This is a genomic window from Chitinophaga sp. GbtcB8, from assembly GCF_019091455.1.
Classification (GTDB): domain Bacteria; phylum Bacteroidota; class Bacteroidia; order Chitinophagales; family Chitinophagaceae; genus Chitinophaga.
Genome location: NZ_JAGXJN010000001.1, coordinates 382,677 through 395,411 on the forward strand (window position 1 = coordinate 382,677; position 12,735 = coordinate 395,411).

Consider the following 12,735-nt stretch of genomic DNA (forward strand, 5'->3'; position numbering starts at 1 on the left):
TGTAACACTTACCCTTCATATTTGCTGATCACCAGGGAGGCATTGTTGCCGCCAAAGCCAAATGAGTTTGAAATAACAGTATTCACGGGAACCTGCTCCAGCAGCCGGGTTTCGGGTGCTATGGACAGCTCCTCCATTTTTTCAGAATAGTTAAGATTGGGAAATATTACCTGGTGCTGAATAGCCAGTACAGCATAAATAGCTTCAATAGCACCTGCAGCAGCCAGGGTATGCCCCGTAAAAGGTTTGGTAGAGCTAAAGGGCGGCACCTGTGCGCCAAATAAGCGTTCCAGCGCTTTACCTTCAGATACGTCGTTATTCAGTGTTGCCGTACCATGCACATTTACATACTGCACATCTGCCGTGTTTCTGCCGCTCATAGCCAGCGCATTTTTCATAGCAGCAAAGGCCCCATCCCCTTCCGGTGAGGGCGATGTTGGGTGAAAAGCTTCATTACTATTGCAATACCCGCTTAGCTCTGCCAGGATAACACTGTTGTTTTCCCGTACCAGGCTTTCACTTTCCAGTACCAGGTAAGCAGCGCCTTCGCCCAGGTTTAAACCATTACGTTGCTGGTCAAACGGGCGGCAGGGCCGTTTATCCACGTTCTTGAGCGAGTTAAAACCATTAAGCGTAAAACGGGTAAGCGCCTCTGTACCGCCACAGATCACGCGGCGCAGCAATCCCTGTTTAATGAGGCGGGCGCCGTACATAAGGGCGTTGGCCGATGAAGAACAGGCCGTGCTAACAGTAGTAATATATTCTGTAAAACCTACGGTATCGGCTATACGCTGTGTACAATCCGCACAATCCAGCGTATCAATATATTTCAGGAAATCCCCTTCCTTTTCAGGATCGGTAATGTCAAAATAAACTTTTTCGGTATCGCACATACCGCCTACGGTAGAGGCGTTAATAAAACCGGTAGGTTCCTGCTGCAGGTCGCTGATGCCTGCCTGCTGCAGGGCTTCCTGCATGGCTAACAAACCTAAAAGAGTGGTGCGGGTATATTCCGGGGTATTGGGTACACCAGCCATAGTACTCAATTCCGCCGTACTATGCTTTACTTCTGCTACCGGTAATACCTCTTTATAAATAGTATCTATATAACAGGTAAATCCCAGGCCGCTTTGCTGCTGCCGGAGGCTGCCAAGGTTTGCTGCAACGGTATCACCAATGGCAGTGATCATTCCCATCCCTGTTATAAACACACGTTCCGCCATGCTACCGTATTGGCTTAAGCCGGTTGTTTAGATTGAATAAATTCCGCCATGGATTGTACGGATTGTAAGATCTTCCGGCCTTCGCGCGGATCTTCTACCTTTATCTGGTAATGCCTTTCCAGCAGCACCATCAGCTCCAGGGAATCAATGCTGTCCAGCCCCAGGCCTTCTCCGAACAAAGGCGCATTATCATCAATATCCTCAGGCTTGGTATCCTGCAGGTTCAATGCCTCAATGATCTGTACTTTCAGTTTTTGTTTTAAATCTTCCATAATAAGTGTTGTAGGTATATCCCAATATCAAGACTGCATCAGGACAACGGTAAAAATACAGTTTTACAATTGATTAGAAAATAAATCCCCTGCGCTCAGCTCATCCGCCCCTTCTCTACCCGCGCAGCCAGGTATAACATGACCAGACACAATATCATCAGCTTGCCGGCATTACCCATGATCTGCGCAAAACCGCCATTACGCAGGTACAAATCGTTAATAGCTTCCAGCCCCCAGTTCAACGGGGTTAAATGCCCAATGAACTGCATGGCCGGCGGCATTACCTCCAACGGCACCCATATGCCGCCAATGGCAGAAAGGATCACAATAGAAATAGCGCCAAAGCTCAATGCCTGGTTAGGCGTTTTAAACAACGTGCCTACCAGTATGCCGTATGCAGTAGCAGCCAGTGAAATACACAGCGCTATTACAAACACAGGCAGGTAGCTGTGCCCCAGCACTAAACGGGGCAAATGTAACAGGGGCATTAAGTAAATGCCTACTAATGTCATCAGGTAAAACTGCACCACGCAAATGCTTACAAAGAACAGCATTTTGCCTGCCAGCAGCGCCAGGTAAGAACCTGGTATCAGCTTCATACGCAGCAGGCTGCCATCTTCCCGCTCCCGTATCATGTTACCTGCAATGGGAATTACAATGAAGAACATAGCAAAAATGCTCCATGCCGGCACATTGTGCTGCACGGAATTATATACCATATTTATTTGTTTGGTAGGGCCGGTTACCTGCTCCTGCAGGCCTACGGCTTTTAACTGTATGGCAAAGGTATCAGCAGCATCCGCCTCTTTACTGTGCAGCTGCAGCTTTATGCGTTCCAGCAGCAGGTCTGTTTCTATCTGTGTTAAAAAATTATCCAGCGCCTGGTGAATAGCGCTTTTAAAGGCTTTTTTAGCTGCGGGGTCAAAATAAATGAGCACGTTCAAAGAATCGTTCCGGCTCTTTACCGGTTGCACGGCCGGTAAGCCCATACGTTTTGAAAGATCATTTACAATCCGGTTGGCATTGCTCACAATAGCGGCGGTAGCGCCTTTAGGAATAAGGATACATATTTTATAGTCGCCTGCATTTACCAAACGTACGGCATCTTCCTGGGTAACAGGCTTACCATCCAGTGAATCTACCAGAGTAAACTGCCCGCTGTGCTCCAGGCCTTCTTTAATATAACGGGCCAGCCTGCCATGATCATTATCTACTGTAAGCACGTCAAACTTCAGCTCCTGGTAGTCGCGGAAAGGCGCATCTTCTATCAATGCCATTACCGTGATCAGCACCAGCGGCATTAAAAATAACAATGCCAGTCCTCCCCTGTCCCGTATCAGTAACAGCCATTCTTTGCGTATGGTAGCCAGTAATCTTAGCATAGTGTATTAGTCTCTCACCGCCAGCCCGGTATGATGCAGGAATACTTCTTCCAGGTTGCGGCACTCCGGGTGTTGTTGTATCAGTTGTAATGGTTGCCCCTGCATTACCAGGCGGCCCTGGTCAATGATGGCTACTTCCTCACACAGGCTTTGCGCCTCTTCCAGCAGGTGCGAGGTGTATAAAATGCTTACTCCCTGCTGCTGGTTATACTCCCGCAAAAATTGCAGGATCATATTGCGCGACTGTACATCCACACCGGCAGTAGGCTCGTCCAGGATCAGCAGCTGCGGATTATGCAGCAGGGCAGCAATAATATTGGTACGGCGTTTCATACCGCCGGAAAATTTATAGACTTCTTTTTTACCGTTCTTTTCCAGGCCGAAACGCTGCAGGTAATCCTCTATTTTAGTGCGCAGGGGCTTGCCTTTCAGGCCATACAGGTTACCAAAATAGGTCAGGTTTTCCAAAGCGCTGAGCTGCGGGAACAAGGCTATCTGCTGCGGCACAATACCGATCATTTTTTTAATGGACTCCCGGTGGTGGACATCCTGGTGCAGGTCAAAGATCTGTGCATCCCCGCTATCAGCCCTTACCAGCCCGCAAAGGATGGAAATGGTAGTGGTTTTACCGGCGCCGGTGGGTCCCAGCAAACCTGCTATCCTGCCTTTGGGAAAGCTGAACGATAAGCCGCTCAACGACGGCTCCAGCGCTCCCGGGTAGGTTTTATGCAAGTTCTTAACAGTAATCATTTTCTAATTAGATGATGTGCTGATATGCTAATGTGCTGGTATATACTTGTCAGCACATTAGCATATCAGCACATTAACACATTATATCTTCACTTTAGACAACTTCTTAAAAAACACTTCCTCTGCTGCAGCGCATTGCAGCAGCATTTCACTTAATTCAGCATAAGATACATTATCAGCGGAACGGCTTTTACAAACCCGGCCGGCATTAAATGCAAAGTTGCGCCACAGGTCGCCAATACCGGTTAGCTCCCGGGACAGCTTGGCCAGCTCCGGCTGTTGCAGCAGGTCAGCCGCTTCCTGTAAAAAGGCGGCATACATAAAACGGAAGCCGGCGCCGCCCGTACCTATCTCTTCCTGCATACGTATTATATTACCCAGGTACAGCGTGGCTTTACGGTCGCCCAGCTTTTCAGGATAATGTTTTACCCGCTTGGCTAAAAAGCGCATGCCTTTTACGCCGAACATGGGTACCGGTATCTTTAACATATAATGGCAAGCCTGTTCAATGCCCTGGCGGATGGGCTTTTGCAGCGATACGCCGGAAGGCACCTGCACCGGGTAGTACATTTTACCTTTAGGCTCCGGGAAGCCTTTTGCAAAGCGGGCTTCTGCCAGGCTTTTGGGATCTATTTCCGTTACCACATCCATAATAGGATCGCTTACCTGGTAGTTATCGCCATTCTTTCCATAGATCACCAGGTTATGCGCGTTAAAATGAAAACGGTACGCCGGCGGAAAATAAGGCAGGTAATATACGCTGGACAATACGCCCACCGGGATGCCTTCGCCAATTACACGGTCCAGCGCCTGCATAGCTTTTTCCGGGCTGGAAAATTTCTGCGACTGCATTTTTACGCCCAACCGGCTGCACACCCGCTGAAAAATAGCACCGGGCCAAATACGGTAGGTGGTACCGGGCACACCGTTCACTTTTACAAAGGGCAGGTGGCCAAAGAAAATGCCGGCGCCTATGCCAAAAGCCATTGGCTCACTGATATTAAGGCCGTAATGCCGGAACAGGTTGGATATGACCCCACTCTCACAATGTGCCGTTTGCACGTGGTTAAATTGTACTTGGCTCATAATGTCTGAAATTGTGCACGGTCCACAGACCAACGTCAACCGCCGTGGTCTGCGGACCGTGTACTATAAGGCAATAACTATTTTATATGTTGTAATTCCTGCACCGTGATCTTGAAAGCGGCGGCATACCGCTGCAGCATAGTGCTGCTGAGATTTTTGAATACCCGGGGCTGCAGGTGGCGTTTTACCTGCCATTGAAATTTGCTCACATAACTGGCCAGCAGGGGCAGGTCCATGAGGGTCTTTTCCATGTAATAGGCTATAGGGCTTATTTCACCGGCCAGCACGCGCTCACGGGCTTTCTCCACTTTTGCATGCACCTCTTCCCAGGCCTGTGCCATGGCTACATTCTCCGGCTCCCAGCCTACGCTGGTTACCGGCTGTTTGTATTCACCGGCATCGTTCACTGCGTAGAACAATTGTTTAAAAGTGCCTTCGTGCAGGTTATCACCATCCTGCGGTACTTCGTTCTGTTTCATATAGGAGCAGTTTTAGGAGGCAACTCCCCGCTTTACACTACAGTCAAATGCGCGTAAGCATAAGAGAAACGTGCACTCTCCGGTACCATCATCACAATCTTCTGGCCTTTTTTAAGCATGCCGGTATTCATCAGCTCTTCCAGCATAAAGTAAGGCGAGGCAGTGCCTACGTTACCTACACGTGTAAGATTGGTGAACCATTTTTCCTGGGGAATGGGCACGCCTAAACGGCTGATCTCTTCATCTATCTTAAAACGGAAAAATTCAGAGGAAAGGTGGGGCAGAAAATAATCCAGCCCGTTCTCTATATCAATATTATAACGCTCTACCAGCTCTTTCCACATTTTTGCACCGGAGGGTACAATGTTCTTGCCCAACAGGCGCGTATCCTGTTTAAAGGAAAAAACGCTGTGCTGCGCCCATTCTTCCGGCGTCATATCTATCCAGCCCTGGGTGCCGCCGTTGCTGTCTTTAATAGCACCGGCATACATGCAGGTATCCAGCTCATGGGCATAGGAGGCAATCTCCACCCAGTCTACCCGCAGGGAAAGGCCGTCCTCATTCGGTTTATCCTGGAAAAGGGCTGCACTGGCGCCGTCAGACAGCATCCACCGCAGAAAGTCCTTTTCAAAAGCAATGATCGGGTTCTCGCTCAGCAGTTTCAGGTTCTCTGTTTCCGGCTCAAATTTCTTGGCCAGCATCCAGGCGGAGAATTTTTCAGAACCGGTGCTTACACCGTTGGCAGTATTACCACATTTTACAGACATGTAAGCATATTTAAATGCCTGCATGCCGGCTGCACAGGCGCCGGTGGCGGCAATCAGCTCTACCGGCTGGCATTTCAGCAAACCATGCACCATAGCGGCATGGTTGGGCAGCAGCTGGTCCGGGGAAGTAGTGCCACAGGCCAGCAGCTGCATGCGGCTTATGGGAAATTTATCATCAAAAAGCCCCTGTACTGCCGCTGCAGTCATTTCTGCATTGGTATGGGTGCTTTTCCCGTTTTTATCTAAAGAATAATAGCGCGTCTTGATCTTATTATTCCCTAAGATCATAGACCTGGCGCGGGATGGCTTTCCATCTACCATACCCAGTATACTTTCCATTTCATCATTTCCAACCGGCTCGTTGGGTAAAAATTTGGACAGCCTTGTAATAAATACATCCTTCATCTGAAAATGCTCTTTTAAAATACCGCCCGCGCATGCGGAACAAACACATGGATCATCCCATAACCATGCCGTATTCAGCGCGTAAATATAATTATAAAAGGATATTTCCCCCTTATCTGTTCAATACAAAACTACATGACTATCTCCGTAAAATCTATTTTTCAGTACGCAGGTCAATGCCCTTAAAGTATTCCACTTCCTGCAATAATTGGTTACGTTTCACCAGTAAAGTGATCATGGAAGAGATCTTAGTGATAGGAGTCAGTACAAATATGCCTAACAGCAGCAGCCCGCGGTACATGCTTACACGCCCCTGCCGTTCCGGTGCTCCCGGCCCGCCTTTGGCGCTGATGAACTTTGACCAGTAACGGAAAGCGCGGATGCCCCTGTCTTCCAGCACCACCAGGTTGGGTTTCAGGGTAACGGCATCCTGCTGCCGCAGCTGTGGGTGCAGCTGTTCCCAGTTACCCTGCTGTAAAGCCTGTGTTATGGGTGCGGCAAAACGGTCGGCCGCCTGTATTTCTTTTTCCTGTACCCCGGCGGGTGGTAAAAACCGGGTAGCTTCTTTTTTCCCTTTAAACTGCCAGCGTAATACGGTCATAACAGAGATCAGGTTGGAGGAGGTATCCACCAACGCAATATTGCCAACCAGCTGTGCGCCTGCCTGGTGTAAATATGTTTTTACTTTTTCCTGTGCATTCAGCCACATGTTACGTGCGCCAATGAGCGTAAGCACCTTTTTGCCTTTCAGCAGGCGTGCGGCGCCTTCACTTTGCAGGAAAGCGGCGGTAGGCTGCGAGGGGGAAAGGAACCAGGGCTGGTAGGCCAGTATCACCAGGTCAAAATGCTCGTCGGGGTTCACTTTCAGTGGCTGTACGCCACGGGGCCGGCCCAGTACCGTTTCCGGCATGGTATCGTAGAACGTTTGCTTATCCCATGGGAACGTGAAAGGCTGTACCGGGACGATTTCTTCATACACAATATCCGCCTGCGCCTGCAGCGGTGTTACCACCCTGTCAATAATACGTTTCAGCTGCCCGGTTTGTGTATAGTATATGATCAGTATTTTTTGTTTCGCCATATCAGGAATAAGGAGTTCAAACTACAAACTGTAAACATACAAATAAAGTGTCACAGTAGGAGATAAAATTTTAATATATGTTACAGGGTTGTATTGTAGCGTATTGCTGCTCAGGCAGCGGGTTACAGGCGAAGAAGGGGCAGGTGGTTCAAGCTTGTGCCTCAGCCAGGTACTGGAGTAACACGCGAACGTTTACAACAGTACCCAGGCTAAAGGACTTGAAAAAGTTTGTTATAATAACCGCGAAGGTGAGTAAAATATGATAAATGAAATGTTAAAATATCCCTTGGAGTAAAGGATTTCGTTTATACCAACCCGTTACCTGCTATTGCTTTATTACAGATCCGGAACCTACTACCTTAGAGGATACCTGCGGGCTACCCTTGTAGTATACATTGCCGGAACCGGCTATTTTAGCATCCAGGGTTACACTGGCATGCACGTTGGCATTGCCGCTGCCGGCAATATTAATATTGGCGGTTTCCGCCATCAGGTCTTCTCCCTTAAAATTGCCGCTGCCGGCAATACCGATCTCCAGCTCTTTGCTTTCGCCGGAAAGGGACATATCCCCGCTGCCGGAAATACTGCCTTTCACATGCGGGGCATTTAACGCACCGCTGACATTACCGCTGCCGGAAACACTTACCTCAATGGCATCCCGGTTACTGATCTGGTTTTCCAGCTTTATATCACCGGAGCCGGCCAGCCGGATGTCGGAGAGATCCGGTGTGGTTACATATACCTTCATATCACGCTTGGTATCAATGTTGGTGTGGGGCTTGGTGCGTATCACCAGCTCATCACCCTCTTTTTCCAGCAGTATCAGGGGGATAATATTATCCTCTGCCTCAATTACAGCGGATTTTACTGGTCCCTGGGTTACATACACGTTCATGCTGCCTTTTACAGACAGGGTTTTAAATTCGCCTACGGAGCGTTCCTCTTTGGAAACATTGCCGCTGCCTTTTACGCGGTTCTGGCCCGTAACATCGCAGCTGGCCACACATAAGGGAATGGCTAACAGTAACAGAAAAGGAAGTTTAGATTTCATATTGGGAAGTTTGTATGAAGTTAATAAACACCCCTGAAAAACTTATAGGAAGTTATCAATTGTTCATTAGGATCTGGCCCGTTATCTTTGCACCACCATGACAGAAAAGATTCTTATTCTCGATTTTGGTTCCCAGTATACGCAGCTGATTGCACGCAGCATCCGGGAGCTGAATGTTTACTGTGAGATCAAACCTTGCTTACAGCCCATCCAGTGGGATCCTTCCATTAAGGGTATTATTTTATCCGGCAGCCCGTTCTCCGTGAACGATCCGGGCGCCCCTACTGTGGATATTGCCGCCATGGCGGCCAAAGTACCGGTGCTGGGCGTTTGTTACGGCGCGCAGCTAATGGCCAAAGTATTTGGCGGGGAAGTAGCCAAAAGCTCCATCCGGGAATATGGCCGCGCTTTCATGGAACATGAAAATAAAGAAGAGACCTTATTATATGACATATCCGGCAAAAGCCAGGTATGGATGAGCCATTCCGATACCATTGTACGCATGCCGGAAGGGTTTGAGATCATAGCCCGTACAGAAAATATACCGGTGGCGGCTTTCAAAAGCCAGCCCCAGGGCAGCTGCCCGCTGCTGGGCCTGCAGTTCCATCCGGAAGTAACTCACTCCCTGGAAGGTAAGCTGCTGCTGCGCAACTTTATAGTACACATCTGCAAATGCCAGCAGGACTGGACCCCGGCCGCCTTTGTACACGAAACCATTGACCGCATCCGGGAGCAGGTAGGGAATAAAAGAGTGGTGATGGCCCTGAGCGGCGGGGTAGATAGTACCGTAGCCGCAGAACTGATCCACAAAGCAATAGGACAAAACCTGTTCTGCGTATTTGTGGATAACGGCCTGCTGCGCAAAGATGAATTTGAAACGGTGCTGGACTCCTATAAACACATGGGCCTGAACGTAAAAGGCGTAAATGCCCGCGACCTGTTCTACGGGGAGCTGAAAGGCATTACCGACCCGGAACAGAAACGTAAGATCATTGGCCGCCTGTTTATTGAAGTGTTCCAGCAGGAGGCTATCCAGCTAACAGATATCTCTTTCCTGGGCCAGGGCACCATTTACCCGGATGTAATAGAATCGGTATCTGTGAACGGGCCTTCCGTAACCATTAAGTCGCACCACAATGTGGGCGGGTTACCGGAAAAAATGAACATGTCGCTGGTAGAGCCCCTGCGTTTCCTGTTCAAGGATGAAGTACGCCGGGTAGGCCGCGAAATAGGCATCAGTGAATTATTCCTGGGCCGCCACCCCTTCCCGGGGCCTGGCCTGGCCATCCGCATACTGGGAGAAATAACCCCGGACAAGGTAGCCATGCTGCAGGAAGCAGACGCTATTTATATAGAAGGCCTGCGCGATGCAGAGCTGTATGATAAAGTTTGGCAGGCCGGCACCATTCTGCTGCCGGTGCAAAGTGTAGGAGTAATGGGTGATGAAAGGACCTATGAATTTACCGTAGCCCTGCGCGCCGTAACCTCTACCGACGGTATGACGGCCGATTGGGCGCACCTGCCTTACGAGTTCCTGGCAAAAATGTCCAACGATATTATTAACAGGGTAAAAGGTATCAACCGCGTTGTGTACGATATCAGTTCCAAACCGCCCGCTACGATTGAGTGGGAATAAAAAGTTGTAAGTGGCTAGTAATTAGCGGTTAACGCTGGTTACTAACCACTCCCGTTTTAGCGGGAATGATTTTTGTAATTCTAAGAACGCTATGAGCCTATCTACCATTACCAGACAACTGTTAGCCGGTACCGCATTAGCTGTTTTGCTGTCGGCCTGCTCACTGTTCAAGAAAAGCACCACTACCAGTCCGGATATTCCGATGACTGTTAATAAGCCAACAACACCGGAGGAAAAAAAGAAGGAAGAAGAAAAGATCATTAAGGAAGGGAAAGCGCCGTTTAATGTACCGGCTTTTGCCCGCGAAGTAAAAAGAGCCTCCTATAACATTGCTTTATTTGCGCCATTATACCTGGATTCTGCCTTTTCCGCTACGATGGATCCCACCGGCCGTACCATGCCGCGTTATGTGCTGCCCGGCCTTGACTTTTATGAAGGCGCTCAGCTGGCGCTGGATACCTTGCGCATGCAAGGCTTTAACCTGAATGTAATTGTGTACGATAGTAAATCCCGCTCCAATAACGTACCGGCGCTTATCCGTAACCGTACCCTGGATGCGGTGGACCTGATCATAGGTTCTGTAAGCAACCCGGAGCTGAAAGAGCTGAGCGATTTTGCACGGAATAAAGAGGTGAACCTGGTATCTGCCACCTATCCCAATGATGGCGGGGTTAACAGCAATCCTTTTTTACTGATCACCAACAGCACGCTGAAAACACACTGCGAGGCCCTGCAGAACTACGTGCAGGAAGCATTTGCCACCAAGAACATTGTGCTGCTGCGCCGTAACAATGCCGCTGAAGCTCGCATTGCCAATGATATAAAGGCCGCTTACGATAAGCTGCAGAGTGATAAGAAATCCCGCATCCGCGAAGTGGTATGGAATGAGGGCACTACCGATGCTGAGCTGTCACAGAATCTGCTGGTGGACCGGCCCAACCTTTGCATCATCACTGCCCTGGACGAGGCAGGCGCTAAAGCCATTATGCAAAAGCTGAGCGTACAGGCGCCCAACTACCCCATTCATATTTTTGGCATGCCTACCTGGGATGTAATGAAGATCAAGGAGCCGGAGCTGAAAGGCCTGCAGGTATATTATTCCACACCTTATTACAATGATAAAACAGATGCCTATAGCCATTATATAGCCGATTATTTCAAAAGGATCTATAAGGCGCGCCCTTCTGATATGGCGTATAAAGGGTTTGAGCTTACTTACTATTTCATTAAGCTGCTGAGCGATAAAGGCGTGTACTTTAACAGCAGTGTAAATGATTCATCCAAGAAGGTGTTCACCAATTTCAACTACCAGCCGGTATACCTGAAAGAAGGAGAAGAAAAACCTGACTACTTCGAGAACAAGAACATTTACATTATACAGAAGAACGACAGCAGCGACATTAAAATGAACGTTAGCTTATAGTTCTCCCTGTTAACAATACGGAAATGCCGGAAGTGATCAGCTTCCGGCATTTTTTTTGACGCCTGTTCCCATAATGACGCCTGTACTCCAATTCACCGATAAAGGTATTTACTGCCCCGGCGGGGATTTTTACATAGATCCCTGGCAGCCGGTACCGCGTGCAGTTATTACCCATGCGCACTCTGACCACGCCCGTTTGGGTAACCAGCATTACCTGTGCCACCTGGAAAGTGTGCCTTTGCTGCAGCTGCGTTTGGGCGCGGACATCAGTGTACAGGGTATTCCCTACGGGGAAACACTGCGCTACAATGGTGTAAGCATTTCCCTGCATCCCGCCGGCCATATTATCGGCAGCGCGCAGGTGCGGGTACAGCAGGGCAATGAAGTATGGGTAGTAAGCGGGGATTATAAAGTGGAGAACGATGGCCTCTCCGGCCAGTTTGAGCCCGTGCCCTGCCAGGTGTTTATTACAGAAAGCACTTTTGGCCTGCCCATTTATAACTGGCAGCCGCAGGCCATGATCTTTGGCGATATACGGAAATGGATATATGAAAATCAGCAGGCCGGCAAAAGCAGCGTGCTGCTGGCTTACAGCCTGGGTAAGGCACAGCGGCTGTTATTTAACCTGAAAGACCTGGATACCCCCATCTTTGCACATGGCGCTATTGATGTACCCCACCAGGTACTGCTGGCGCAGGGTTATGACTTGCCGCCAATACAACGTATTACGCCGGACACACCCAAAGCGGATCTGAAAAAAAGCGTGATCATAGCCCCGCCTTCTGCTGCAGGTACTCCCTGGATGCGCCGGTTCAATCCTTATGCGCTGGGCATTTGCAGCGGGTGGATGCAGGTACGTGGCTCCATGCGCCGCCGTAATGCGGATGCAGGTTTTGCCCTGTCGGACCACGCAGACTGGTCCGGGTTATTACAGTCAGTAAAAGCCACCGGCGCTGAAAAAGTATTTACCACGCATGGCTTCAGCAGCGCCTTTGCCCGGTATTTACAGGAGAATGGCATTGAAGCGGAAGCCATCAAAACAGCATTCGGCAATGAGGATGAGGAAGCGCCGCAGGAAGCCGGTACAGAAACAGCCGCAGCAAACCTTACGCCTGATAACGGAACAGCAGCAGCACCGGCAGCCGGTGAAAGCGAATAAATTTAAATAATAACAGCAGGC

12 protein-coding genes are annotated in these 12,735 nt (G+C 49.3%); 3 read left to right on the forward strand and 9 right to left on the reverse strand.

The features are described from left to right. Positions 1-8: 8 nt before the first annotated feature. The 9 genes from KVT36_RS01585 to KVT36_RS01625 all read right to left on the reverse strand — a co-directional run bounded on the left by KVT36_RS01585 (position 9) and on the right by KVT36_RS01625 (position 8,496). On the reverse strand, positions 9-1,223 hold the full coding sequence (locus KVT36_RS01585; protein ID WP_217601748.1) for a beta-ketoacyl synthase: 1,215 nt from the start codon (positions 1,221-1,223) through the stop codon (positions 9-11). Positions 1,224-1,237: 14 nt separating this feature from the next. Next, positions 1,238-1,495 carry a phosphopantetheine-binding protein gene (locus KVT36_RS01590; protein WP_217601749.1) on the reverse strand — a complete coding sequence of 86 codons (258 nt, stop codon included), beginning with the start codon at positions 1,493-1,495 and terminating at the stop codon, positions 1,238-1,240. 95 nt (positions 1,496-1,590) lie between these two features. Then, positions 1,591-2,877 (reverse strand): ABC transporter permease, encoded by a 1,287-nt coding sequence (locus tag KVT36_RS01595; protein ID WP_217601750.1) that lies wholly within the window; start codon positions 2,875-2,877, stop codon positions 1,591-1,593. 6 nt (positions 2,878-2,883) lie between these two features. After that, the gene (locus KVT36_RS01600) at positions 2,884-3,609 is read right to left on the reverse strand and encodes an ABC transporter ATP-binding protein (RefSeq protein ID WP_254639788.1); all 726 of its coding nucleotides are present in this window, start codon (positions 3,607-3,609) and stop codon (positions 2,884-2,886) included. A gap of 99 nt (positions 3,610-3,708) precedes the next feature. Beyond that, positions 3,709-4,713, reverse strand: a complete 1,005-nt coding sequence (locus KVT36_RS01605) for a BtrH N-terminal domain-containing protein (protein ID WP_217601751.1) — start codon at positions 4,711-4,713, stop codon at positions 3,709-3,711. Between the two features lie 77 nt (positions 4,714-4,790). Further along, positions 4,791-5,192 (reverse strand): hypothetical protein, encoded by a 402-nt coding sequence (locus KVT36_RS01610; RefSeq protein ID WP_217601752.1) that lies wholly within the window; start codon positions 5,190-5,192, stop codon positions 4,791-4,793. Positions 5,193-5,224: 32 nt separating this feature from the next. After that, positions 5,225-6,364: a beta-ketoacyl-ACP synthase III gene (locus KVT36_RS01615; RefSeq protein WP_217601753.1), complete on the reverse strand. Its 1,140-nt coding sequence runs from the start codon at positions 6,362-6,364 to the stop codon at positions 5,225-5,227. A gap of 154 nt (positions 6,365-6,518) precedes the next feature. After that, positions 6,519-7,445 carry a hypothetical protein gene (locus KVT36_RS01620; RefSeq protein ID WP_217601754.1) on the reverse strand — a complete coding sequence of 309 codons (927 nt, stop codon included), beginning with the start codon at positions 7,443-7,445 and terminating at the stop codon, positions 6,519-6,521. Positions 7,446-7,770: 325 nt separating this feature from the next. After that, entirely contained in the window at positions 7,771-8,496 is a 726-nt protein-coding gene (locus KVT36_RS01625; RefSeq protein ID WP_217601755.1) for a head GIN domain-containing protein, read from the reverse strand. A 97-nt stretch (positions 8,497-8,593) separates the two neighbouring features. Between KVT36_RS01625 and guaA the strand changes: the two genes are divergently transcribed. From guaA to KVT36_RS01640, 3 genes are all read left to right on the forward strand, one after another. Then, a complete protein-coding gene (guaA, locus tag KVT36_RS01630) occupies positions 8,594-10,132 on the forward strand; it encodes a glutamine-hydrolyzing GMP synthase (RefSeq protein ID WP_217601756.1) in 1,539 nt (512 codons plus the stop codon). 91 nt (positions 10,133-10,223) lie between these two features. After that, on the forward strand, positions 10,224-11,555 hold the full coding sequence (locus KVT36_RS01635) for an ABC transporter substrate-binding protein (protein WP_217601757.1): 1,332 nt from the start codon (positions 10,224-10,226) through the stop codon (positions 11,553-11,555). 73 nt (positions 11,556-11,628) lie between these two features. Then, positions 11,629-12,714, forward strand: coding sequence for a ligase-associated DNA damage response exonuclease (locus tag KVT36_RS01640; RefSeq protein WP_217601758.1), 1,086 nt, complete (start codon positions 11,629-11,631; stop codon positions 12,712-12,714). Positions 12,715-12,735: the final 21 nt, after the last annotated feature.

Coding starts and splice junctions, on each gene's coding strand:
- KVT36_RS01585 (WP_217601748.1), bottom strand. CDS start 1,223: ATGGCGGAACGTGTGTTTATAACAGGGATGGGAATGATCACTGCCATT.
- KVT36_RS01590 (WP_217601749.1), bottom strand. CDS start 1,495: ATGGAAGATTTAAAACAAAAACTGAAAGTACAGATCATTGAGGCATTG.
- KVT36_RS01595 (WP_217601750.1), bottom strand. CDS start 2,877: ATGCTAAGATTACTGGCTACCATACGCAAAGAATGGCTGTTACTGATA.
- KVT36_RS01605 (WP_217601751.1), bottom strand. CDS start 4,713: ATGAGCCAAGTACAATTTAACCACGTGCAAACGGCACATTGTGAGAGT.
- KVT36_RS01610 (WP_217601752.1), bottom strand. CDS start 5,192: ATGAAACAGAACGAAGTACCGCAGGATGGTGATAACCTGCACGAAGGC.
- KVT36_RS01615 (WP_217601753.1), bottom strand. CDS start 6,364: ATGAAGGATGTATTTATTACAAGGCTGTCCAAATTTTTACCCAACGAG.
- KVT36_RS01620 (WP_217601754.1), bottom strand. CDS start 7,445: ATGGCGAAACAAAAAATACTGATCATATACTATACACAAACCGGGCAG.
- KVT36_RS01625 (WP_217601755.1), bottom strand. CDS start 8,496: ATGAAATCTAAACTTCCTTTTCTGTTACTGTTAGCCATTCCCTTATGT.
- guaA (WP_217601756.1), top strand. CDS start 8,594: ATGACAGAAAAGATTCTTATTCTCGATTTTGGTTCCCAGTATACGCAG.
- KVT36_RS01635 (WP_217601757.1), top strand. CDS start 10,224: ATGAGCCTATCTACCATTACCAGACAACTGTTAGCCGGTACCGCATTA.
- KVT36_RS01640 (WP_217601758.1), top strand. CDS start 11,629: ATGACGCCTGTACTCCAATTCACCGATAAAGGTATTTACTGCCCCGGC.